Source organism: Thioalkalivibrio sp. K90mix (assembly GCF_000025545.1).
In the GTDB taxonomy this organism is placed as follows: domain Bacteria; phylum Pseudomonadota; class Gammaproteobacteria; order Ectothiorhodospirales; family Ectothiorhodospiraceae; genus Thioalkalivibrio.
In genome coordinates this window covers 1,380,372-1,405,120 of sequence record NC_013889.1, presented here as the reverse complement: position 1 = coordinate 1,405,120, position 24,749 = coordinate 1,380,372, and the positions used below count along the sequence as shown (strand labels likewise).

The 24,749-nt window shown below is 62.4% G+C and carries 14 protein-coding genes and 2 tRNA genes; 12 read left to right on the top strand and 4 right to left on the bottom strand.

The window, feature by feature from the left end; all coding sequences use genetic code 11:
• The first annotated feature begins 7 nt into the window (after window positions 1-7).
• From TK90_RS06640 to TK90_RS06610, 7 genes are all read left to right on the top strand, one after another.
• A complete protein-coding gene (locus tag TK90_RS06640) occupies window positions 8-2,179 on the top strand; it encodes a type I secretion system permease/ATPase (RefSeq protein WP_012982712.1) in 2,172 nt (723 codons plus the stop codon).
• A complete protein-coding gene (locus TK90_RS06635; protein ID WP_012982711.1) occupies window positions 2,176-3,600 on the top strand; it encodes an HlyD family type I secretion periplasmic adaptor subunit in 1,425 nt (474 codons plus the stop codon). The genes TK90_RS06640 and TK90_RS06635 overlap by 4 nt, the downstream gene beginning before the upstream one ends.
• 5 nt (window positions 3,601-3,605) lie before the next feature.
• On the top strand, window positions 3,606-4,220 hold the full coding sequence (locus tag TK90_RS06630) for a response regulator transcription factor (RefSeq protein WP_012982710.1): 615 nt from the start codon (window positions 3,606-3,608) through the stop codon (window positions 4,218-4,220).
• 308 nt (window positions 4,221-4,528) lie between these two features.
• Window positions 4,529-11,137, top strand: coding sequence for a retention module-containing protein (locus tag TK90_RS06625; RefSeq protein ID WP_012982709.1), 6,609 nt, complete (start codon window positions 4,529-4,531; stop codon window positions 11,135-11,137).
• A 104-nt stretch (window positions 11,138-11,241) separates the two neighbouring features.
• Window positions 11,242-11,571, top strand: a complete 330-nt coding sequence (locus TK90_RS06620) for a hypothetical protein (protein ID WP_012982708.1) — start codon at window positions 11,242-11,244, stop codon at window positions 11,569-11,571.
• A 145-nt stretch (window positions 11,572-11,716) separates the two neighbouring features.
• The gene (locus TK90_RS06615; protein WP_012982707.1) at window positions 11,717-13,573 is read left to right on the top strand and encodes a retention module-containing protein; all 1,857 of its coding nucleotides are present in this window, start codon (window positions 11,717-11,719) and stop codon (window positions 13,571-13,573) included.
• Window positions 13,574-13,782: 209 nt separating this feature from the next.
• On the top strand, window positions 13,783-15,411 hold the full coding sequence (locus TK90_RS06610; RefSeq protein WP_012982706.1) for a retention module-containing protein: 1,629 nt from the start codon (window positions 13,783-13,785) through the stop codon (window positions 15,409-15,411).
• 62 nt (window positions 15,412-15,473) lie between these two features.
• On the opposite strand, the gene TK90_RS06605 is transcribed toward TK90_RS06610, so the two are convergent.
• The gene (locus tag TK90_RS06605) at window positions 15,474-17,381 is read right to left on the bottom strand and encodes a LapD/MoxY N-terminal periplasmic domain-containing protein (protein WP_012982705.1); all 1,908 of its coding nucleotides are present in this window, start codon (window positions 17,379-17,381) and stop codon (window positions 15,474-15,476) included.
• A gap of 10 nt (window positions 17,382-17,391) precedes the next feature.
• A complete protein-coding gene (locus TK90_RS06600; RefSeq protein WP_017926617.1) occupies window positions 17,392-18,069 on the bottom strand; it encodes a transglutaminase-like cysteine peptidase in 678 nt (225 codons plus the stop codon).
• Window positions 18,070-18,478: 409 nt separating this feature from the next.
• Between TK90_RS06600 and TK90_RS06595 the strand changes: the two genes are divergently transcribed.
• Entirely contained in the window at window positions 18,479-19,867 is a 1,389-nt protein-coding gene (locus tag TK90_RS06595) for a TolC family outer membrane protein (RefSeq protein ID WP_041444331.1), read from the top strand.
• A 68-nt stretch (window positions 19,868-19,935) separates the two neighbouring features.
• Here TK90_RS06595 and TK90_RS06590 read toward each other — a convergent pair.
• Window positions 19,936-20,011 (bottom strand) — tRNA-Thr (locus TK90_RS06590).
• A gap of 43 nt (window positions 20,012-20,054) precedes the next feature.
• Window positions 20,055-20,141: transfer RNA gene (locus tag TK90_RS06585), tRNA-Leu, on the bottom strand.
• 102 nt (window positions 20,142-20,243) lie between these two features.
• On the opposite strand from TK90_RS06585, the gene queA reads away from it, so the two are divergent.
• From queA to secD, 4 genes are all read left to right on the top strand, one after another.
• Entirely contained in the window at window positions 20,244-21,311 is a 1,068-nt protein-coding gene (gene queA / locus TK90_RS06580; RefSeq protein ID WP_012982702.1) for a tRNA preQ1(34) S-adenosylmethionine ribosyltransferase-isomerase QueA, read from the top strand.
• The gene (gene tgt / locus TK90_RS06575) at window positions 21,301-22,416 is read left to right on the top strand and encodes a tRNA guanosine(34) transglycosylase Tgt (protein WP_012982701.1); all 1,116 of its coding nucleotides are present in this window, start codon (window positions 21,301-21,303) and stop codon (window positions 22,414-22,416) included. The genes queA and tgt overlap by 11 nt, the downstream gene beginning before the upstream one ends.
• A 96-nt stretch (window positions 22,417-22,512) precedes the next feature.
• The gene (gene yajC / locus TK90_RS06570) at window positions 22,513-22,842 is read left to right on the top strand and encodes a preprotein translocase subunit YajC (protein ID WP_012982700.1); all 330 of its coding nucleotides are present in this window, start codon (window positions 22,513-22,515) and stop codon (window positions 22,840-22,842) included.
• 36 nt (window positions 22,843-22,878) lie between these two features.
• Window positions 22,879-24,747, top strand: a complete 1,869-nt coding sequence (gene secD, locus TK90_RS06565; RefSeq protein WP_012982699.1) for a protein translocase subunit SecD — start codon at window positions 22,879-22,881, stop codon at window positions 24,745-24,747.
• Window positions 24,748-24,749 lie beyond the last annotated feature (2 nt).

Sequence of the window (24,749 nt, the reverse complement as noted above, 5' to 3'; positions counted from 1 at the left end):
GGGGTCCATGGGCGATGTGGATGACCGCGAGCCGGAGTTCCCGATCGTGGATGGGGAGGGCCGTTCGGACAGCCTTCTCGGTGGATTGATCCTGATCGCCCGCATGCACGGGCTGCGTCTGACGCCGGATTCCGCGCTTGCGGGTCTTCCTCTGGACGACGGGCGGCTGTGCCCCTCCCTGGTCCCGCGTGCGGCACAGCGTGCCGGACTGACCACACGCACCGTCACCCGCGACGCCCGCGGACTGAAGGACGACCTGCTGCCCGCGCTGCTGCTGCTGGACCAGAACGAAGCCTGGGTGTTGGTCGGCTGGAACGAAGACAAGAGCGTGGCCCGAGTAATCGATCCCGAGCTGGGTGATGCGGTCATCGATGTGCCGCTGAAACGGCTGAAAGAGCGCTACGTAGGGCGGGCCATCTACGTGCGGCCCGAGTTTCGCATGGATGCCCGCGCACCGCGGGTCTCGAAGGAGAGCAAGGGGCACTGGTTCTGGCGGGTGATTCGCGAGAACCGGCCGCTGTATCGCGATGTGCTGATCGCAGCGGTGATGATCAACCTGTTCGCGCTGGCGATGCCGCTGTTCGTGCTGAACGTGTACGACCGCGTGGTCCCGAACCACGCGACCGAGACGCTGTTCATGTTCGCGGCGGGTGTTGTGATCGTGCTGATCGCGGACCTGATCCTGCGCACCATGCGCAGCCACTTCGTCGACAAGGCGGCGATGCGCGCGGACGTAAAGCTCTCATCGCACATCATGGAGCGTGTGCTGGGACTGCGCATGGAGAACCGGCCGGCCTCGGTGGGTTCGTTTGCGTCGAACATTGGCGCGTTCGAGTCGGTCCGCAGCTTCATATCGTCGGCGACGATCATCGCCTTCGTGGATCTGCCGTTTGCGTTCATGTTCATCGCCATCATCGCGTTGATCGCCTGGCCGCTGGCGATCCCCGTGGCCATTGGCGCGCTGCTGCTGCTGTTTTATGCCACCGCGATCCATCGCAAGCTGCACGGACTCGCCGAAGAGAGCTATCGCGTGGCGGCGCAGCGCAACTCGACGCTGGTCGAGAGCCTCACCGGTGCCGAGACGCTCAAGGCCCTTGGGGCGGAGGGACGGGTGCAGGCGACCTGGGAACGCGCCACGACGCACCTGGCCCGGACCAATGCGCAGAACCGACTGCTGACCGCAAGCGTGACGCACACGGCAATGTGGGCGCAGCACACGGTCGGCGTTGCCATCATCGTGCTCGGTGTGTTCCTGCTGATGGAGGGAGATCTCTCCATGGGTGGGCTGATTGCCGCCTACCTGATCTCCTCGCGCGCGATGGCGCCCATCAGCCAGACCGCCGGGTTGCTGATGCAGTATCACCAGGCCTCGACCGCGCTCGGTTCGCTGAACGAGATCATGGCGCTGCCGGTCGAGCGCCCGGCGGACTCGCACTTCCTGAGTCGTGATCGCTTCGAGGGCGCGATCGAGTTTCGCAATGTCGGCTTCGCCTATCCCGAGTCCGCCACACCGGCGTTGCAGGGGGTTTCGCTGAAGATCGAGGCGGGCGAACACGTCGCCGTGCTGGGTCGCGTGGGCTCGGGCAAGAGCACGCTGGCCAAGCTGATCATGGGCCTTTATCAGCCGACCTCCGGGGCGGTACTGGTGGACGGGATTGACGTACGCCAGCTGGACCCGGCTGAGCTGAGGCGGTCGCTGGGCTATGTGGGCCAGGAAGTCACGCTGTTCTACGGGAGCCTGCGCGAGAATCTGGTGGCGGCCGATCCTCTGGCCAGCGACGAGGCGATCCGCAAGGCGATCGCGATCTCCGGGATCGAGGACCTGATTAACACCCACCCAGAAGGTGTCGATCTGCAGGTCGGGGAGCGCGGGGGCCGGCTTTCGGGAGGGCAGAAGCAGAGTGTTGGTGTGGCGCGGGCCGTGTTGCACGAGCCCAGCATGCTGTTGATGGACGAGCCGACAAGCTCCATGGATAACTCCACCGAGCAGGGCATGAAGCGCCGTCTGGCGGAATTCATCCAGGGGCGGACGACCGTGATCGTCACGCACCGCACCTCGCTGCTAGAGCTGGTGGACCGGATCATCGTGCTGGATCAGGGCCGTGTGGTGGCCGACGGGCCGAAGGAGCAGGTGATCCAGGCGCTGCGGGAAGGCCGCGTGGGCAAGGCGCAGGCATGAGCAAGCGCACGCGCAGGGACGGCCAGGGATTCGAGGCGCTTGGCCGCGGTATGGATCAGACCGGAAAGGTTGGTGCACCGATGGTGGACCGCATCTTTCGCCCGTGGCTGACCAAGGGTGGTGGCGACCACCGCAACTGGGCATCGGACGCCGACTGGACGCAGATACAGGAGCGTCCGATCCGCGCCCGCGCGCTCCTCTACGGGATCCTGATTACGCTGGGCCTGCTGGTTTATTGGGCCTCCGTTGCTGAGATTGACGAGGTGGCCCGCGCGGATGGGCGGGTGATCCCGTCGCAGAACCTTCAGGTGCTGCAGTCGATGGACGGGGGCGTGGTCTCCGAGGTCCTGGTGCGCGAGGGGGATGTCGTGGAACAGGGCGACGTGCTCGTGCGTGTGGACCCGACGCGGTTTTTGTCCGACCTGGGCGAGGCGAGGGCGAGCGAGTTCGCGTTGAAGGCGCGCCGGGCGCGCCTTATGGCGCTGCTGACGGAAACCCCGTTCCTGATCACACCAGACCTGCAGGAAGGGCCGCAGGCCATCGTCGAGCAGGAACAGCAGCTTTACGAAGAAAGCCTGGATGAGCTGCGCTCGCGAATTCGCATTGCCGAAGAGCAGATGCGGCAAAGGCGCGAGGAGCTGAACGAGGTAAGGGCGCGCCGCAGCCAGGCCATCCGTGCCCTGGAGCTGGCCAGTCGAGAGCTGGAGGTGACCGAACCGCTGGTGCAAAGCGGGGCGGTATCCGAAGTGGAGATCCTGCGCTTGCGCCGCGAGGTCTCCAACGCCCGCGGCGATCGTGATCAGGCAACGGCGCAGATTGCCCGTCTGGACGCCGCGATCGAGGAAGCGGAAGAGAAGATCCGCGAGGTGCGGCTGAATTTCCGCAATCAGTGGCGTTCGGAGCTCGCCGACACCCTTGGGCGGCTGCAGGAGCTGGCCGAGGGCACCGAGGGCCTGGAGGATCGCGTGCGGCTGTCCGAGGTGCGATCACCCATGGCGGGGATTGTGCAGCGGATGTTCATCACCACGCGCGGTGGCGTGATCTCGCCTGGGCGCGAGGTGGCCGAGGTGGTGCCGCTGGAGGACGAATTGCTGATCGAGGCGCGGGTATCGCCCCGTGATATTGCCTATCTGCGCCCGGGGCTTAACGCCAAGGTGAAGTTTACCGCCTATGACTTCGCCATCTACGGCGGCCTGGATGCCACCGTGGAGCACATCAGTCCGGACACGATTACCGACGACGACGGCAACACCTATTACAAGGTCCGCGTACGAACTGAGGAAACCGGGTTCGACGAGGAGCATCCGATCATGACCGGGATGGTCACGCAGGTGGATATCATCACCGGGCGTCGCACCATCCTGCAGTACCTGCTGAAGCCGATCCTCCGCGCGGGCGAGCTGGCTTTTACGGAGCGCTGAGCAACATGCAGATCTTTATGATGGACCGAGCGTCGCGGCCGTCGTCGCGCTGGGTAGAGGCCTTTCCGGATGCCCAGGTGCTGCGCCCGCCATTTCCGTCGACCCTGCCGGAGGGCACCGAAGCCTGCTGGATTGGTACGGATCTGGCCGACTGGGAGGAGTACGTCAAACAAAGGACTCTGGTGCATCGGGTGATTGTGCAGTCGCGACACCCGAATGACGAAGAAGGCATCCGTGCATTCGACGCGGGGGCCCACGGCTACTGCCATACACTGGCCAACGTCGCCCAGCTGCGAACGATCGCGGCCACCGTCACCGGGGGTGGCTTATGGGTGGGTCCCGACCTGATGACCCGGATGATTCGCACAGTCCGCAGCGCCCAGCCCCGCGATCCGGAAACACCGCCGGAGGGGTTCGAGAACCTTACGCCCCGCGAGCGGGAAGTGGCCCTGGCCGTGACCACGGGAGCGCACAACAAGGAGATTGCACGCCAGCTCGGCATGACCGAACGCACCGTCAAGATGCACCTCGGCTCCGTCTTCAAGAAGCTCAACGTGGACGACCGTGTCCAGCTCGTGCTCCACCTGACTCGCCTGCGCGAATCGCACCCGACTGTCTGATTCTCGGGCCACGCGCGTCAGCCGCCGCCAGCGGCGGTGATGCGATTCGCTGAGCTCATCAGCATCCTACGTGACGCTAGCCCCCTCGTTTTGCGAGGGTCATAGGATGCGATGAGCCCCGCGAATCGCATCAACCCGGCCCCCGCATCCCGCAGCTTCGATACGTTTTCATCCAGCCGATCCTCACACCGGTTCTCCCATAACCCCACAAACCCTGTACTTCGGTACACCTGTCGTGCCAGTGCCGACTCCCCTAGGCTCATACCCATCAAAAACTGTGAACTGATTCCGTATCCGGGGAGATCGTCATGTCTGAAGTCGTCGTAGCTACCGTCGAATCCGTTGTCGGCACCGTGATCGCCCGAGACGAGGACGGCAACACCCGCGTCCTGCAACCGGGCGACGAGATCTTCTACGGCGAGGAGGTCATCGCCGAGGATGGCGCCTTCATCGAGATGGCCTTCGAGGACGGCTCCACCATGTCCCTGGCGGGTAACGAGTCCGCCACCATCACCGACGACCTGGCGGAATCCGCCGAGCCCGCGCCGGAAGAAGGCGAGATCGCCGATGCCACCGTCGAAGAGATCATCGCCGCCCTGGATCGCGGTGAAGACATCACCGACATCATCGAAGCCCCGGCCGCCGGTGCCGACGGCGGCGCAGCCGGCGAAGGCGGCGGCTTCGTCCGGATCGCTCGTGGCTCCGAAGAGGTCGGCCAGATCGAGTACGCCTATGACCCCAACACCTTGGGCGGCCCCGGCGACGCCGGCAATGGTGGGGGTACGTTCGCGGACAGCGGCGAAACCACCGAAGACGTGGTTCCGGAACCCAGTCTCGTCATCTCCGTTACACCGCTCAGTGAGCTGATTGAACGGATGGGCTCGGATCTTCGTCCCCAGATGCAGGACTCGGGGGTCGTCCTGCCCCAACAGGTCGACATGCTGCCGTCTGAACAGCCTGGCACGGGCATGGTGGTGTTTAGTCTCGACAGCACGCTGGACCTCGATGGACTGCCGGATTCCGCCGCTGGCCCGATCGAATACGAAATCGTTGGTGGGGACTCGGACTATTTGGCAATTGGCGCGGATGCCGATGGGAATCCGGCCATCGTCCTGACCGAACAAGGCGCATGGGCGCTTCAGAATGGTCAGGTTCCTAACAACGAATTCTCCGTAGACGTTCAGGGAACGGTCGAGATCGAAGGGATCGGTCCAGTGTCAGCCACTGAGAGCTCAATGGTCGCGGTTGAGGTGCCTGAACCGACATTTGAATTTCAGCTATGGCCGGGAGAAGTCTTCCCGATGGCCCCGCAGGGCGAACTGCCCGGGAAGGAAGGGGTCGGCCTGCAGGCACTGAGCGAGGAGGTAAATGCCCCATTCCCCGGGGACTTTGGCTTCCCCTCCTCGGAGGTCGAGGCTGGCATGCTGGTATTCGGAATTAGTCCGCAGCCGGACTTTGATGGCATTGACCCCTCGCTCGGCGAGTTCGTCTACGAGATCGTCGGTGGTGACAGCGAATACCTCGAACTCTCGCAGAGCGACTGGGGTGACTGGTCGGTTGTGCTGACTGAGGCGGGCGCCGAAGCGATTCAGAACGGGCAGGTTTCCGGTAACGATCTCAATGTCACCATCGAGGGGACGCTGATCATCGGCGAAGATCTCGTTAACACTTTCACGCTAGAAGCCAGTGCCGAAGGTGGCGTCATGGTGCCGGTGCCGAATCCGGAGCTGACGGTGGATCTTGCCCTGGCGGATGGTGCTACCGAGGGGTGGCCGCAGTCGGCGGGCGAGGGTGACGTGGTGTTCGAAGTCACCACGGATCTGGACCTGGACGGCATCGACGGCGACCTGGCGGGCGAGATCGAGCTGAGTCTGACCGAGGACAGCAACGGTTATCTGGCGCTGGACGGTACCAATGTGGTGCTGACCGAGGACGGTGCGGCGGCCATCCGTAATGGCCAGGTCGGACTGGATGGTCTGATGGCGGCGGTTGAAGGCACGGTGACGATCGCCGAGGACGGTGTGAACCCGTTCGTGCTGAGCGATGACGCGCAAGCCGGTATCGAGGTGCCGATGCCGGAGCCGACTCTGGACGTGACGGTGACCGCGGCACTGGATCTGGAGAGCAGTGACCAGGCCTCGGAAGGCCAGCTGGCGTTCACGCTGAGCAGCGAGACCGACTACGCCGGGATCGATCCGGAGTTGGGCGGAGAGGTGAGCTACGAGATCACCGGTGGCAACGACGGAGGCTATTTCGAGCTGAACGAGGCGGGCGACGCCATCGTCTTGACGGACGTTGGTGCCCAGGCGATCCGCAATGGCCAGTTCGACCCGGCGGGTGCCAGTGTGATGGTGACCGGCACGCAGGAGATCGGTGAGGGTGAAAACACCTTCACGGTTACCGGCGTGGATGATGCATCGGTGGAAGTGCCGGTGCCGAATCCGGAGCTGACGGTGGATCTTGCCCTGGCGGATGGTGCCACCGATGGTTGGCCGCAGTCGGCGGGCGAGGGTGAAGTGGTGTTCGAAGTCACTGCGGATCTGGACCTGGACGGCATCGACGGCGACCTGGCGGGCGAGATCGAGCTGAGTCTGACCGAGGACAGCAACGGTTATCTGGCGCTGGACGGTACCAATGTGGTGCTGACCGAGGACGGTGCGGCGGCCATCCGTAATGGCCAGGTCGGACTGGATGGTCTGATGGCGGCGGTTGAAGGCACGGTGACGATCGCCGAGGACGGTGTGAACCCGTTCGTGCTGAGCGATGACGCGCAAGCCGGTATCGAGGTGCCGATGCCGGAGCCGACTCTGGACGTGACGGTGACCGCGGCACTGGATCTGGAGAGCAGTGACCAGGCCTCGGAAGGCCAGCTGGCATTCACGCTGAACAGCGAGACCGACTACGCCGGGATCGATCCGGAGTTGGGCGGAGAGGTGAGCTACGAGATCACCGGTGGCAACGACGGAGGCTATTTCGAGCTGAACGAGGCGGGCGACGCCATCGTCTTGACGGACGTTGGTGCCCAGGCGATCCGCAATGGCCAGTTCGACCCGGCGGGTGCCAGTGTGATGGTGACCGGCACGCAGGAGATCGGTGAGGGTGAAAACACCTTCACGGTTACCGGCGTGGATGATGCATCGGTGGAAGTGCCGGTGCCGAATCCGGAGCTGACGGTGGATCTTGCCCTGGCGGATGGTGCCACCGATGGTTGGCCGCAGTCGGCGGGCGAGGGTGAAGTGGTGTTCGAAGTCACTGCGGATCTGGACCTGGACGGCATCGACGGCGACCTGGCGGGCGAGATCGAGCTGAGTCTGACCGAGGACAGCAACGGTTATCTGGCGCTGGACGGTACCAATGTGGTGCTGACCGAGGACGGTGCGGCGGCCATCCGCGACGGCCAGGTCTCGGGCAACGAGCTCGCGGCGACTGTTGAAGGCTCGGTGACCATCGCCGAGGACGGGGTAAATCCGTTCGAGCTGAGTGACCATGCGTCGGCAGTCACTGGGGTTCCGGTCCCTGGGCCGGAAATCACGGGCTTGGGCGAGAAGGATTTCTTCTTCGACGAGAAGCATCTGGAGAACGGCACAAGTCCAGATCCCGCCCAGTTGGTGAAGTCAGGCAGCTTCGCACTCAATGCGCCGGCGGGTATCGCCAGCTTGGCAATCGCAGGAACCTTGAGCGGGAGCAACGCTGCCGGGGCCACAGATGAAAATGGCTCTGTGCTCCTGACACTCGATCAACTCGAAGCGCTTGATGACTCCAACACGGTCGATATCGAAACCGACAATGGCAATTTGCTGATCCTTAATGGTTTTGACAGCGACACCGGGGAGGTCAGTTTCGATCTGGAGTTCCGTGAACCGATCGAGCATCCCGATGGCCAGGGGCGCAACCTGGACTGGAAGGACTCGATTGCGGTCACGCTGACCGACGATAACGGCCAGGTTGCTGATGACACCATCGACGTGTTGATCCGCGACGATGCGCCGGTATTCAAGGACGGTGAAGGAATCACCCTTACCGGTGAAATAACCGAAAGCCCAATAGAAGGCAACAACGGCCTCAACATCGGTGCGGACGAGGATGGAGCATTCATTCAGGACATCGAACTATCCGTTGATGACGACGGGTATCTCGTGGCGCTGCTCGATGGGGATGAAGTCCTTCTGACCTCCCGAGGCGATAAGCTAACGTTCAGTTTCGATGCCGATACGGCGACACTGACCGCTAACAATTCAAATGGAGACCCGGTCTTCACGATTCAGGCGGATATTGATGGTAGCTACATCGTCAATGTGCTGGAACCGCTCGACCCGGTGGCGCGGGGCAGCTTCGACGAGGAAAGCCTGACCTCTGGTGGCGGGATCGATGATGACCTGTTTGTGTTCGATAACGGTCTGGAGGTCCAGTTCTCATCAGAAAATGGTGCAGTCAATTGGTCTGGAAGTGGTATTGGCGTCGCAAATAACCTGATCAATGGCGGGCAAACCCTGTCTGCGAGCTTTAATCAGTACGTCACGGATCTGGATTTCACGATGGGGAACCAGGGTTCGCCGAGCTGGGAAATCTACCGCGATGGTGACCTTGTAGGGTCCGGTGACAGTCTGTCGATCAGTGAACCAGGTGGATTTGACGAGATCCGTTTCCTGGGTTCCTCGGGGCAGGGGAGCCATTACAACATCAAGGGTATGTCCGGGACTTACATGGATGCGTCGGAAAGCTTCGAGCTTCCGGTGACCTTCCATGCGGAAGATGGTGATGGTGATGCCGCCAGCTATGAGATTCCGATCATCTTTGATCCTGCGCTGGTCGATTTGCCTGAGGTCGAGACCCTGTTGATTCCGACGGTTTCGGTTTCGGTCGATTCCGAGGAGGGCCAAGAGACTGTCCTCAAGGATGGTTTCGCGGACCTGGGTGTCGGCGGTTCCGGTGATGGGAATATTAACGATCCCAATCCGCCGGCGGATACCGAGACACTGATGTTCGACTTTGGGCAGGCCAATGCCGGGCAAACCTTCAACCTCAGCTGGACGCAGCAAGCGAAAGGTGGCTGGGAAGATGGAAACCCGGATGGGCTTCCGTCTTGGGAGAATCGTGGCGGTACGCGGGACACCTTTAAGGTCTTTGTGAACGGCGAGGAGCTCTACGAGACCTCGTGGTACGACCCGGCCAATTCGGATAGCACCGTGTTCCCTGCCGAGGACGAGTCGCTGACGGTGACGCTGGATGAAAACGGTCAAGCGGAGGTTGTGTTCGAGGTGCGTTCTACGCATCCGGACGAAGTCGTCGATGTCAGCAACATCCAGGGGCAGCTGGATGTCACGTCCACTATCTACACGGTTTCGCTCGACGGCAGCATCGATGACCCGGGCGAGATCGACTACTACCAGCTGGAGGTACAGGGCGGCGAACTCCTGGTGAACGGCAACGTACAGTCAGCGGTCGATGGCCTTTATACGGTGAACCCGGCCGATATCGATGGATTGACGGTACGTCCCGATGCTGGATCCGATGAGATCGAGGTGTCGGCGCAAGCAGTTTCCACGGATGGCGTATGGAGCGACGTGGATGTCGACAGCACGGAGGTCGTTTACGCCAGTGCAGTGAGCGCGGTCGATAATCTGAATACGGCCTATGTCGGCGAGTCGTTGGAAGAACACCTGAGCGGTCGTGAGAAAGCGACGGATTGGACAGAGACTCGCGAGTTCACGATAAGTGAGGGCTATACGGGTTCGGTCTCTATGGCTGCGGAGTTCAGCCTTTGGGCAGGGATCATTTCTCAGGGCGAAGCCGAATTCACGTGGGCGCTCTACCAAGACGACATTGTTGAAGGTGAACAACTTCTTGCGAGTGATGTTATCACGCGAAAGGCTTCAGATGGTTCCGACTTGAACGTGCCGCTGGACCTACCCGAGGACCTGAGTTCGGGGTCTTACCGACTGGAACTGGTTGGGGAGCAAACCAACGGCTGGAGCTTTGGTCCCATCTCTTGGGGCGGGGAGGTCGGATTCTCGGAGATTGTGGTAGACCAGCAGGCGTCTAACACGGTTACTGGGAATGTGATTACGGATGAGGATGCCGAAGGCAATTCCGATGAGCCAGGAAGCGATTCGACGACCCTGAGCGTCTTCGATGGCGATGGATTCGTCGAAGTCGAAGGCGAACATACGGTGGCCGGGGAGTTTGGTTCACTGACCCTCGCGGAGGACGGGACGTATACCTATACGGCATCCAATGATGTTGCCAACGCCGGGAACATCGAGACCTTCGATTACAAGCTGACGCATCCGAACGGTGACGAAGCGGTTGCGACCCTTTCGATCCGTATCGACAGCCCGGATGTGGAGGTGATCTGGGGTGACGATCTCGAGCCGGGCGCAACCATTGCGGGTACGGAGGTAGACGAGATCCTGGTGGGCACCTCGGGTGCGGATCAGATCGCGGCTGGTGCCGGCAATGACATCCTGATCGGTGGTGACGGTGCCGATACGTTTATCTGGCCCGGTGATGTGGCCGGGGACGTCCCGTCGACCGGCCCAGGGAACTCCGGAGACGACTTTGATCCCGACGAAATGCCGCAGGATGTGGTGCGAGATTTCACGGTCGATTGGGAACAAGGTTTTACTGGCGAAGGGGATGCTGACCGGCTGGACCTTTCGGACCTGCTGGTCGGAGCGGACTCCGACAATGTCGATGAGTTCATCCTCGCGGTAGAGGATGGCGAAGGCAACACGGTTCTGTATGTACGAACGGAGGGCGACACGTCGCCGGGCAATAGTGGTAACGCGAATAACGGCAATGGTGAATGGGCGCACAATCAGTCCATCGTGTTGGAGGGCGTTAGCATGGACGGCAGGGATTCGGCTGAATTCGTCAAGCAATTGTTGGATAACGACCAGCTGAAGATCGACCAGTAACTGGTCGAACGGGAAGAAGCCCCGCCGGTCCGAATCGGCGGGGCTTTCCCGTGTCTGAGGGTGTAGGCTGGGTACTGGAATACCGAGCGGCCGGGAGGCGGCCTATGTATGTGAGACGGGATGCAGAAGGCAGGATTGACTTAGTGAGTCGGGACGCGAATGCCGAGTGTGCGGAGTTTATGGCGGCCGAGTCGCCGGAACTTCTGGGCTTCTTGGCTGGAAATAATGCTGAGCCTGCGCCCGCCGCGTTGCAGGCCTCGGATCTGGAGCTGATTCGTGTGCTGGAGGACCTGGTGGAGGTGCTCACGTACAAGGGTGTGATCCGGTTTACGGACCTTCCGGATGCGGCGCAGCAGAAGCTGCTGGGCCGCAAGGATCTTCGGGCTTCGGCTCGGCGACTGAATTTGATGGAAGACGACGAAGGCCTTCTCTAGAAAAGGCTGGCTAGAACATCACGTGTCATGCACAGCGGTGTGCCGGTGGCGATGGACCCAGACCAGGCACTGAGGTTGGATCGATTATGGACGCGAAGGCGTTTGTTTGAGCCGGTCTTGAGGGCTGGCGCATGAGGGGGATTCGATGGCAGTGAATACGGTAGTGGCCACCGTCCAGGCATTGACCGGGACTGTGATTGCGAGAGATGTCGACGGCAATTCCAGGGTGCTCGCCGTCGGCGATCCCGTGTATGCGGGGGAAGAGGTGATCCCACTGCAGGGGGCGTCGGTTGATCTGCAGGCGATGGAAGGTGGTGTCTTGTCGCTCGGTGAGGGTCAGCAGGTCCTGGTGGGCGAAGCTCTGGCGGATAGCGGCCGTGCGGACAATCCAGAGATTCCGACGGCGGAAGAAGTGATTGCGGCCCTGGAGCGTGGTGAGTCACTGGATGCGCTGATTGCGCCACCGGCGGCCGGTCTCGAAGGTGGTGATAGCGATGGCGGCGGTTTCGTGCGTGTCGCACGCATTAACGAGCCAGTAGAGCCGATTAACTACACTTTTCCGGAAAACGTCTTCGGTCGTCCCGATGCTCTGGGCGAGACCGTCGCGGTGCCGGGAGGAGAAACGGCGGACACGGTTGTGCCTCCCGGGCAGCCACCAGTAGAACCACCGGTTGAGCCGCCCCCTCCGGTGACCGCCAACCCGACGCTAACGGTGTCGGTATCCGTGGCGGCCGGATACGGCTATGACGACGCGAACGATGCGGCTGCGGGCGATGTGGTCTTCGAGGTTTCCCATACCCTGAATCTGGATGGGCTGGACCCCGCTCTAGCCAGCGCAATCGTCTACAGCATTGTCGGCGGCGATACGGCGTATCTTGCGCTCGCTCAGGATGGGGCGGGCAACTGGGTGGTGGTGCTGACCGAGGCCGGGGCGGCCGCAATCCGGGCAGGTGTGGTGGACGGTAACCAGTTGAACGTGATCGTGGAGGGGACGATTGAACTGGTGGACCTTCCCGATCTGGTGGATACCGACAACGCTTTTGCGCCGGTTCCCGAGCCGGGGATTGTCGAGCCCCCAGTTGAGGCGGATCTTTTCGCCTCAGCGCACGTGGTCGGGGCCAGTCCCGCCATCGGAACGATGGCAAACGTTCATGGCTTGAAGGACACAGGCGCCCAAAGTGCGGCCGTGTCTTACGGAGAGGGGTTTTTCGCCGTAGATCACCAAGGCAACAATAATCCCAGTGCGATTGACTTTATCGAAGCCCTGCTCTTCGAGTTTCGAGAACCGACCGACACCGCGGTGTTCCAGATTGAAGGTGCAATCAATGGCGGCTCGTATCACCTTTACGATGCCGATGGAGTGCGCATCGGCGAGGCTCGTGATCTTGCCGCGGATGTGAACGAAGACGGTTTCCTGGAGCTGAGCGGCGAGACGTTTTCCTATATTGCATTTCAGGGCGGCAGTACAGGTTCGGGAGGGAGCGGGGATCGAAGCGAGTTCTCGGTTCGACCGGTGGATTTGTCGGTCCAGGTTGGCGAGGGCGATGATGCCGATTTCTATCCTGCCGGAGGCGATGAAGCCCTGGTTGCCGATTCGGTGGAGACGCTCGAAGAGGCCGATGACTTTGGCGCGAACTTCCTGACGGTGGACTCGGATCAGGACATTTTCGTGGTTGCGGAAGGCGGGCAGGGCACGACGGACGACCCCGCTCGGTTCGTGATACAGGGGTTTAGTCTGGAAAGCGACAACGGCGCCGCCCAGATTACGCTCGGCGAGCTCCTGTCGAGCGCGAGCCAGGAGACCATCGACCAGTACCTGATGGCCGAGTCGCAGGGAGAAGATACGGTGCTGCACATCAGTTCCGGGGGCATGCTCGGGACGGATACGGGCGGGGCCGATTACGCGATTACGCTGGAAGGGGTCAGCATGGACGGTTTCGACTCGTCCTATGATTTCATTCAGACGCTGATCGAGAACGGCCACCTGACAATCGATCAGTAAGGGGCTGTCTGCCTGATGGAAGAAGCCCGGGCCGCATCGCGGACCCGGGCTTTTTTGTTCATACGCAACCGAGACCGCCAGTGTGTTGACGGTTGCGTGAGGCGAATCCACGACCTGTACTTCAGTACAGCTAACGGAATTTTGACGCTAGGCGTAACAATTCAATCATGAGCACCCCAGTGCGGGGGAGCATGATGAGGGATAAGGCCATGGGCCCGGAAATGATTGTTGCAACGGTTCAGGCGGTGATCGGGACCGTGACTGTTCGTGACGCCGAGGGCAACTCGCGGGTACTTCAGCAGGGTGACCCGGTTTATGCTGGAGAGGAGGTTACAACCCAGTCTGGCGGCTTGGTGGAGCTCGCGTTGGCGGATGGTTCGAGCGTCACCCTGGCGGAGGGCGAAGCGGCGACACTCACAGAGGACCTGGTGCAGTCCGCAGACGCGGATCCGATGGCGTCACAAATAGGCGATGCCACGGTCGAGGAGGTTATCGCGGCGTTGGATCGGGGCGAGAGCCTGGATGATCTGCTGGACGCGCCGGCTGCGGGTGTAGAAGGTGGAGCACCCGGTGAAGGCGGTAGCTTTGTCCGGGTCGTCCGCGTGAATGATGAAGTGCCGCCGGTGCAGTACGTTTTTCCCGTGAATGCACTGGGCCAGCCGGAACCCGGAGAGGGTACCGACTCGGGCGGGTCTGTTGCCTCGGCGGACGAGACCGTTGTCGATGAACAACCGCCGCAGGACGTGCCTGGCGACCAGGATCCGGGTGATGAGGGCCCGGGTGATGAGGATCCAGGCGACGAGGATCCGGGTGATGAGGGCCCGGGTGATGAGGATCCGGGTGATGAGGACCCGGGTGATGAGGACCCGGGTGATGAGGATCCGGGTGATGAGGATCCAGGCGATCCCGATCCGCGCGAAATCTATAGTGACGTGACGGCGCATACGGTCGGTAGCTCGACGCAAGGCACCGCTGCAACGGCTTCTGGCTTGAAACAGACTGGGCACCAGAGTGCCTCCGTCTCCGTCAGCGAAAATGGCTTCTATGCAGTGGATCATCAAAGCAATGCGGATGATCCCAACGCGATTGAGCACAACGAAGGGCTTTTGTTCGAACTAGTGCAGCCGGTCGATGGGGTTCAGTTCGCCGTGGAAGGCCCGATTACCGGTGCGACGTACGCCCTGTATGACGAACAGGGCGACCGGATTGCGACAGGAGATCTGGTGGTGGTCGACGGCGTGGCGACGATCGAGCACGACGAAAGCTTCGCCTACATTGCCTTCTTTGGCGGTCGGGAAGGGCCCAATCAGAGCGCTTATTCGGTCAAACCGCTGGGGGTGACTCTGGTCGGGACGGAAGACAGCGACACTCTGGTCGGCTCGATCGGCAATGATGTGCTGATTGGTGGCGATGGGGACGATGTCCTGTTCGGAGGCAGCGGCGGCGATACGTTGATCGGTGGGGCCGGAAACGACACGCTAACGGGCGGAGGCGGCAACAATACCTTCGTCTGGAATGCGGGAGACCAGGCGAATGTTGCGGGGCAGCCGGCCGAAGATACCGTCACGGACTTCAAGCCCTGGGACGGGACGTCGGGTGATGTGCTGGATCTTTCGGACCTGTTGCAAGGTGAAAGCGAGGACAACCTCGACAATTACCTGTACGCGCAAACAGAAAACGGAAACACTGTGCTGTACGTCCACTCGAACGGCGGTCTCAACGGTGACAAGGACAATGCGGATCAGATCATCACGCTGCAGGGCGTTGATCTGGGTGACAGTTCCGATGCCATCATCCAGGCGTTGCTGACTAACGATCAGCTAAAGATCGACCAGTAGAACGCGCGGTTCGTTGGTATCCGCGAGGCCCCACCATTGTTGGCGGGGCTTTTTTGTATTGATCAAGCCTTGAGGGACTGAACGGCTCGGCCGGTCACGCCGTCGATTCCAAGCTCCATCAGGGGCTCGATATCGTCGGTGCTGTCGCAGCCTTCGGCGACCACCAGAATGCCAATCGAGTGCGCCAGGGTGCAAAGCCCGCGAATCAGCGCCTGGGTCTCCGTGGATCGATGGACACCCTGGATCAGCGAGGCCTGCAGCTTCACGTAATGCAGCCCGTACGCGGTAAGGTCGTGTGAGCGGAAGGCCTCCGGCCCCGCGTGCTCCAGACCGACCACAAATCCCGTGACACGCGCGATACGGCACAGGTCGCGCAGTTCGGCGGGATGGGCCAGGGCGCCTCGGGCCGGGAATTCCAGCCACAGGCGACCGGCCACTTCCGGGTCGGAGGCCAGGCGGGATTCCAGACGCTGGCGAAAGCCGGTGTCCTGCAGGCTGTCGACCGACAGGTTGATCGCGAGCCGTTCGCTGGAGCTTCGAAGTTGTTCCAGTGCCGTTTCCAGCACGGCATCGTCCAGTTGCCGTATCAGGTCCAGACGCACGGCCCAGGGCATGAAGTATCCCGCCGGCCGGGATTCCCCATCGAGCAGCAGGCGCATCGGGGCCTCGTGGTGCATCAGTTCGTGGTCGGCGTCGATCACGGGGAAACGCGCAAGCTGCACGCCATGGGTAGCCAGGGCCACGGTAATCGCGGTCCGCCACTCGTTCTGGTTGGCGTGCGGCAGGACCGCGTGTGGCTCCTCGGCAATGGAATCGCCCGGTTCCAGCTCCGCACGAGCCAGCGCCTGATCGACGCGACTGAGGACCTCGCCGGTGCTGTCGTCGGGGTGGTAGGGCGTGCCCGCCAGATGCAGGGCCATCATGTCCGGGGCCGCGGGTCCCAGTTCGGCACGAATCGCGGTCAGCAAGGATTCGGCAAAGCGACGACTGTCGCCAATGCCGTCGCCGAAGACCGCGACATCCGACCCTTTCAGGCGTCCGGCCGCACCGTAGTCCGTTACGCTGACCTGCTGCTCGGCGACACCTGCAATCCGCGCCAGAAGCGCATCGAGTTTGTCGTGTCCGATGGCCTGATTGAGTTCGGGAAGGCTCGAAACACGCAGCACGACAAAGCTCCCGGCGGAGCCGGAATGGCGGTTCTCGAGGGTGGCCTGAAACCGTGCAAGAAAAGATTCTCGATTCAAAAGGCCCGTAACATCATCATGTTGCAGGCGGTTCTTGAGGCGTTCCAGCCGAGAGGATTCTTCCTGCAGCATCATCCGGACATGTTCGGTCAGCCGGTTCATGGCTCGTACCAGCGCGCGAAACTCCCAGGTGCGCGGTTCCGGTGTCGTCACGAACCGCCGTTCGCCCACTGCCTCGGCCTGATCCACGACCTGACGGAGCGGACGGATAAGACGTCCGAGCAGGAAGGATCCAAGCAGGCCGATGAGCAGAAGGCCTCCGGCAAAAATGGCGGTGAGGCGCAGGGTGCCTTCCCACAGGGACTCGTAGGCGTAGTTGGTCTGGCTCTCGACGATCAGTGTGCCGAACGACGACCAGCCGTCCGAGACATGGGCGATGCCGGGGCGCACATTGAACGCCAGAAGCTCGACGAACCAGTCGGGGACGCCTTGCGGTGGTTCGGGGTTGCGCCGTTCGATCATCAGCTCGCCGCCAGGATCCACCAGGCGGATATGACGGTAATGCCCGGTGTCAAACTGCGAGGCGATCTGCAGCTCCACAGTCGTGTCGTCCTTGGGCAGCTGCGAGAGGGACAGGGCCAGCGAAGCGGCGTTGTCGATGTTCTTGGTCAGCAGTTGCTGCGCCAGATAGTCGCGCGCCGACAGGGTGCTGACCACAATGCTTACCAGCAAGGCCAGCAGCATGATGATGGCCACCGCAATCCAGAGTTGTTTTCTCAGCGTCATGGCTGCGCCCTCATTCAGGGGTTCGGTTGATGGGTCGATCGAGATCAAGGCCGTAGTCGTCCAGTTGTTCGAGGACGCGACGCCAGCGTGACAGGCGAGCCGTCGGGTCGGCCGCAGACTGGGCTGCGCCGTCGGGCCAGAGGCCTTCGCTGTTGAACGAGAAGATTGGGGTCAGGTCGTCGCGCAGCGAGGCGCGTTCAATCCGGGTAATCAGGTTATCCAGGACCAGTGGTTCCTCTCGGGGGTCGGTGAAATAACCCAGGACCATATGCGCCTGGCTCAGATTGCTACCGGGGCCGCCCATGCGGGCCCGTACGTAGAACAGCCTGAGGCGTTCATCGGGGATCCCCAGCTTGCGCAGACTGACGTACTTGGCAATGGAGAAGTCCTCGCAATCCCCCGCGCCCTCGTTCAGGGCCTCCAGAGGCGTGGCCCAGAAATCCTCCTGTCCCCAGGTGATCTGGTCGTCCTGGTAGCGCAACTGTCGATTGAAAAACTCGTTCACCCGCGTGATCTGGGTCTGCTCGTCTTCATCGGCGAGATCCTCCAGCAGCTCGCGCCAGCGCCGCACGCGCTCGGCCGTTTCCGGCCCATAGCGGTCGGCCGCAACCCGTTCGAGCTGGGCAAAGCTGTCGAGGCCTGCATGGCTGGAGCCCAGCAGCCACGCCCCGACGACCAGCACGAGCAAGAGGCTTGCGCGCCGTATCAGTCGGGACGGGTTGCGGGGCCAGATGCCAGGCACGTCGGCGCGCTCTCCGGTGGGTGAAAAAAGCACTACTTCCCGAATGATGAGCTACGCCTTTGTGGAAAGCCAGAAACATAAATCCCAAGCGTAGTGCTGTGCGCTGTTTCTCGCCTTATCAGGCGTTTGTTTTCCGTTATGTGAACCACTTCAAAAATGATTGCGCGGGTATGGGCTTAGGCCTATCGTTCAAAGGTGTGAGGCGCACATAAGCGTTTCGTCCGGTTAACGGAGTGCGCTGGGTTGGTGACAAAAAGAGTGGGCGAACAGGTTTCATGGGAGGACAAAAATGATGAACGGAATTAGGCCTGTGGCTGGCAAAGGTGGTTTGCTGGCCCTGACGGTGGCCGTGGCGATGGTAGTGGGCGGATCGGCGCAGGCCGAGGCACCGGAACCCCTGCGTGACGCCGCGATGGAAGCGGTACTTTCCAACCCTGACGTACAGTCGCGGTGGCATGCCTTTCGCGCCTCGGGGGAAGAACAAACCGGCGCGCGTGGGCGTTTCTTGCCCGAGATCGATTTGAACGCCCGTGCCGGGTATCAGCGCCAGCGCTCCAGCGACGACAATTTTGATTCGTTCTCGCGTAACCCGCGGGGCGTCGACATCACGCTGACGCAGATGCTCTACGACGGCTTCGAGACCGCGAGCGAAGTGAGCCGCCTGGGTGAGATTCAGCGGGTGCGTTTCTTCGAGCTGCGCGAGACGACCGAAGAGATCGCACTGGAAGCCGTACGCGCCTTCGCCGATGTCCAGCGCCAGCGCGCCCTGGTGGACTTGGCGCAGGAGAACTACGACGCGCACAAGGAGGTTTACGACCAGATCGTGGACCAGACCGACCGTGGCGTGGGCCGCGGGGTCGATCTCGAGCAAGCCTCGGGGCGTCTGGCGCTGGCCGAGTCGAACCTGCTGACCGAGCGCCAGAACTTGCACGACGTGAACGCGCGGTACTACCGCATCGTGGGGCAGATGCCCGCCGACGGCCGGGTAGACCTGATTGGCACCTTCTCGGACGAGCCGATTCCCGGCACGGTTCAGGAAGCCCTGACCGAGGCCATCACCAAGAACCCGGCCATGTTCGCCTCGCTGCGCAACATGGAAGCGGCGCAGGAACAGCGCAACGTGGCCCGTTCGGCCTTCCATCCGCGTCTGGACCTGCAGCTGCGTCATGCCTACGAGAACGACATTCTCGAACGCGAGGACATCCGTATCCATGACACCTCGGCGCTGGTGGTGATGACCTGGAACCTGTTCCGCGGCGGCACCGACCAGGCGCGGGTACGTCAGTTCACCGAAGAGTTCAACCAGGCGCGCGATCAGCAGGAGTCGGTCTGCCGCAATGTGCGTCAGACCGTCTCGGTGGCGTACAACGACATGCGTTCGCTGGACAGTCAGCTGCGCTTCCTGCGCCAGCACCGTGATTCGTCCGACCGTGTGCGTACTGCGTATCGCCAGCAGTTCGGGATCGGCCAGCGCAGCCTGCTGGACCTGCTCGACACCGAGAACGAGCACTTCGAGGCAAGCCGCGCTTACATCAACGCCCAGCACGATATGGAGATTGCCAAGGCGCGGGCGCTGAATGGCATGGGCCGACTGCTCGAATATCTCGATATCTCGCGTGGCGACATGCCAACCGCCGCCGAGCTGGGGCTGGTGGATGATGCCGCCCGGATCGATCCGGAGTCGGTATGCCCGGCGGATGCCCCGCAGATGAGCGAAGCGCGCCACGAAAGCATCTTCCGCTAAGACCAGCCAGCGGAGTGTGGAAAAGCAAAGGGCCAGCCGTTTCGGCTGGCCCTTTGCTGTGTGCGATATGGAGCCGGCGACAGGAGTCGAACCTGCGACCCTCTGATTACAAATCAGATGCTCTACCAGCTGAGCTACACCGGCCAGGTGCGCGGTTTCGGGCTTGGCGGCAGGCCCAGAAAAAATGTGGTGCCGGGAGCGAGAATCGAACTCGCACTCTGTTGCCAGAACCGGATTTTGAATCCGGCGCGTCTACCAGTTCCGCCATCCCGGCTTTCGAGGCGCTAGTGTAGCGCACGAGCCGGGTGTGGCAAGGGAGATTGTGTCTTCGCTCGATCCGCATTCGTGGCGGCAGTGCGTGGTAGGATCGCGCGCCATGCGTGTTTCCGATTTCGACTATGAGCTCCCGCAGGAGCTGATCGCCCAGTATCCGCTGCCCGAGCGAGGCAGCTCGCGCCTGCTCGTGCTGGAAGACAAGCAGGCGGAAGATGCCACGTTCGGCGCGATCGAGTCTCTGCTGCGCCCGGGCGATCTCCTGGTGCTGAATGACACGCGCGTGATCCCGGCGCGGGTCTTCGGGCAGAAGGCGAGCGGTGGGCAGGTCGAGGTCCTGGTCGAACGGATCGAGTCACCCACCCAGGTGCTGGCGATGGTGCGGGCCAGTCGGGCGCCGAAGCCCGGCACGCGTCTCCACCTGGCGGATGCCTTTACGGTGGAGGTGACGGACCGTCAGGGGCCGTTTTTCCGGCTGCGTCTGGTGGATGGTGCCGATATGCTCGCGCTGCTGAAGCAGCATGGTCATATCCCGCTGCCGCCGTACATCGAGCGGGCGGACGAGGGCAGCGATGCCGAACGCTACCAGACCGTATTCGCGCGCAAGGAGGGTGCGGTAGCGGCGCCGACGGCCGGGCTCCATTTTGACGATGCACTGCTGGGCCGGCTGCGCGCGCAGGGGGTCGAGACGGCCACGGTTACGCTGCACGTCGGGGCAGGGACCTTTCAGCCGGTGAAGGTCGACGACACCTCGCGCCACGAGATGCACGCCGAGTGGCTGGAGGTGGGCCCGGAGGCCTGTGCCGCCGTGGCGGCCTGCAAGGTGCGTGGTGGGCGTGTGGTGGCCGTGGGCACGACCTGTGTGCGCTCCCTCGAGACGGCCGCGGCGGAGGGCGAGCTGACGCCGTTTCAGGGTGAAACACGACTGTTTATCCAGCCTGGATATCGCTTTCGCGTAGTGGACCGGATGGTAACGAATTTCCACCTGCCGCAGAGCACGCTGCTGATGCTGGTGGCGGCCTTTGCAGGATATCGGCGGATCCTGGACGCCTATGCCCATGCAGTGGCGAATCGCTATCGCTTTTTCAGCTACGGCGATGCCATGTGGCTCGCACCGGGTGATCCCGCGGATCTGCCGCCGAGTGTCCGGGAGGAACACGATGGAGTTTGAACACCTGGGGCAGGATGGCGCGGCACGCCGAGGCCGACTGCGGTTCCCGCGTGGTGAAGTCGACACGCCGGCCTTTATGCCGGTGGGGACCTACGGCACCGTAAAGGCCATGACGCCGGAGGAGCTGCGCGAGCTCGGTGCGCAGATCATCCTGGGCAATACCTTCCACCTGATGCTGCGCCCGGGGACCGAAGTGATCCGGGCGCATGGCGATCTGCATGACTTCATGCACTGGGAAGGCCCGATTCTGACCGACTCCGGCGGGTTTCAGGTCTTCTCGCTGGCCGAGATGCGTAAAATCAGCGAGGAGGGCGTGCGGTTCCAGTCGCCCGTGGACGGGTCGAAGGTGCTGATGACGCCGGAGTCGTCGATGCGGGTGCAGCGTGAGCTGGGATCGGACATCGTGATGATTTTCGACGAGTGCACGCCCTATCCGGCCACCGAGGACGAGGCGCGCCAGTCGATGGAGCTGTCGCTGCGCTGGGCCGCGCGATCGCGCGAGGCACATGGTGACAATCCGGCGGCATTGTTCGGCATCGTCCAGGGCGGTATGTACCCGGCGCTGCGCCGGGAATCGGCCGCGGGACTGCGCGAGATCGGCTTTGACGGCTATGCAATCGGCGGGCTGTCAGTCGGGGAAACCGAGGACGAACGACTCGCTACGCTGGATGTGACCGTGCCGCTGCTGCCGGAGGACCGCCCGCGCTACCTGATGGGGGTGGGGCGGCCCGAGGACATCGTGGAAGCCGTACGCCGCGGCGTGGACATGTTCGACTGCGTGATGCCTACCCGCAACGCACGCAATGGATTCCTCTACACCCGGGAAGGGGTCCTGCGCATCCGCAACGCACGATTCCGTGACGACACGGGCCCAGTTGACCCTGAGTGTGGCTGCTACACGTGCCGCAATTATTCAAGGGCTTACCTGAAACACCTCGACAAGTGCAACGAGATATTGGGTTCGCGCCTGGCGACGACCCACAACCTCCATTACTACCAGGACCTGATGCACGGCCTGCGCGAGTCGATCGCGGGCGGGACCCTGCAGGATTTCGTCGCCGATTTCTATGGTCGGCGCGGCATGGAAGTGCCGCCTGTGCCATAATCCGCGCGGCAATTTTCGCGAGCCCGATCACGGGTCTTGCGGGCGCCGGACGCTGGGGCCGGCGTCGTAACCGATTGGCTAGACAGGAGTGTTTCAATGGACTTTCTGATTTCTGCAGCGCATGCGCAGGACGGCGGTGCCGCCGGCGGTGGCATGATCGAATTCCTGATCATGATCCTGATCTTCTTCGCGATCATGTACTTCCTGATCATCCGCCCGCAGAGCAAGCGCGCGAAGGAGCACCGTTCAATGGTCGAGTCGCTGTCCAAGGGTGACGAGATCGTGACCAATGGCGGGGTGGCCGGCACGATCACCGAGCTGGGCGACAACTTCATCAAGGTCGACATCGCCAATGGCGTGAACATCGCCGTGCAGAAACAGTCGGTTCAGCAGGTCATGCCCAAGGGCACCCTCAAGGATCTCTAAAAACAGCCCTTCAGCGTTCCCCCAGGGTCTTCGAATATGCGCAATTCCTATCCGGCGTGGCTGTACGCCCTGATTGTCGTCGTCATCCTGGGTGCGGGGCTGTATGCCGCGCCCAACCTGTTCCCGGAGGACCCGTCGGTCCAGATCGGGAATCCGACCACCGGCGAGATTGATCAGAACATCCGTGAGCTGATGGGCACCATCCTGGGTGCCCAGGGCGTCACGCCGCATACGGTCGAGGAGCAGGACGACGGCCAGATCCTGCTGCGCTTCGAGACCACGGACGAGCAGTCCACCGCGGCGGAGATATTGCGCAACGCGCTGGATGATAATCACACCGTAGCCCTGAACATGGCCCCGGCCACCCCGCGGTGGTTGCGAGCCATCAATGGCCAGCCCATGGCCCTCGGCCTCGACCTGCGTGGGGGGGTTCACTTTCTGATGGAAGTGGACCTGGACGCCGTGATTGGCACCGCGATGGAACGCTACTCGAATGAGTTGCGCGGGCGCCTGCGTGAAGAACGTATTTCGTTCGACACCGTGGAACGCGGCTCCCGCGATCTGACCGTGATGTTCGAGAGCGAGGCGGATCGCGAAGCGGCCGAGGGCTGGCTGCAGCGCCAGTATCGCGAGGAACTGGTCTGGGAATCGCGTGGGTCCGGTGACACCAGCCGACTGGTAGCCACACTGGATGACGACCATCTGACTGAACTGCGCCGTCAGGCGCTGCAGCAAAACATCTCCACGCTGCGCTCTCGGGTCGACGAGCTGGGCGTGGCGGAGCCGATCATCGCCCAGCAGGGCGAGAACCGGATCGTAGTGCAGCTCCCGGGCGTGCAGGACACGGCACGGGCGAAGGAGGTCCTGGGCGCGACCGCGACGCTGGAATTCCGCCTCGTGTCCGAGAGTGGCGATGCTCAGGAGGCCGACGAAACCGGGCGTGCACCCTCGGGTACACGGCTTTATTACGAACGCGACGGGACACCGGTGCTGCTGCAGCGCCAGGTCATGCTGACGGGGGACTACATCACGGATGCCTCCTCGGGCATTGCCCAGGATACGGGCGGTCCGGCGGTGTTCATCAATCTGGACGGCCAGGGCGCGCGGATCTTCTCGCGCGTGACGTCGGACAACGTCGGCCGGCTGATGGCGACCGTGTTCATCGAGACCTCGACCGAGACGGTAGAGGAAGACGGCGAGCAGGTGATGCGTACCTCCCGTAGCGAAGAGGTCATCAACGTCGCGCGCATCAACGAGCCCCTGGGGCGTCGCTTCCAGATCTCCGGCCTCGACAGCAGCCGCGAGGCTCGCAATCTGGCGCTGCTGCTGCGCGCCGGCGCGCTCGCCGCACCGATGTCGATCGTGGAAGAACGTACGGTGGGCCCGAGCCTGGGTCAGGAAAACATCGATCGCGGTATGCAGTCGGTGGTCATCGGCTTCATTGCCGTGATGATCTTCATGGTGTTGTACTACCGGGTGTTCGGAGTCATCGCGAACGTTGCGCTTGCGTTGAATCTGATCTTCATTGTCTCGGTGTTGTCGATGCTGCAGGCGACACTCACCTTGCCGGGCATCGCGGGTATCGTGCTGACCGTGGGTATGGCGGTGGACGCCAACGTTCTGATTTTAGAGCGAATACGCGAGGAGTTACGGAACGGACTGTCACCACAGGCCGCGATCGCCTCGGGCTATGACCGCGCGTTCACTACGATTGCGGATGCCAACGTGACCACGCTGATCGCGGCGCTCGTACTGTTCCTGTTCGGCACCGGCCCGATCAAGGGATTCGCGATCACGCTGTCGATCGGGATCATCGCCTCGATGTTCACGGCGATCATGGTGACCCGCGCCATCGTCAACCTCACCTACGGGCGGCAGCGTCGGCTGAACCGTCTGGCTATCTGAGG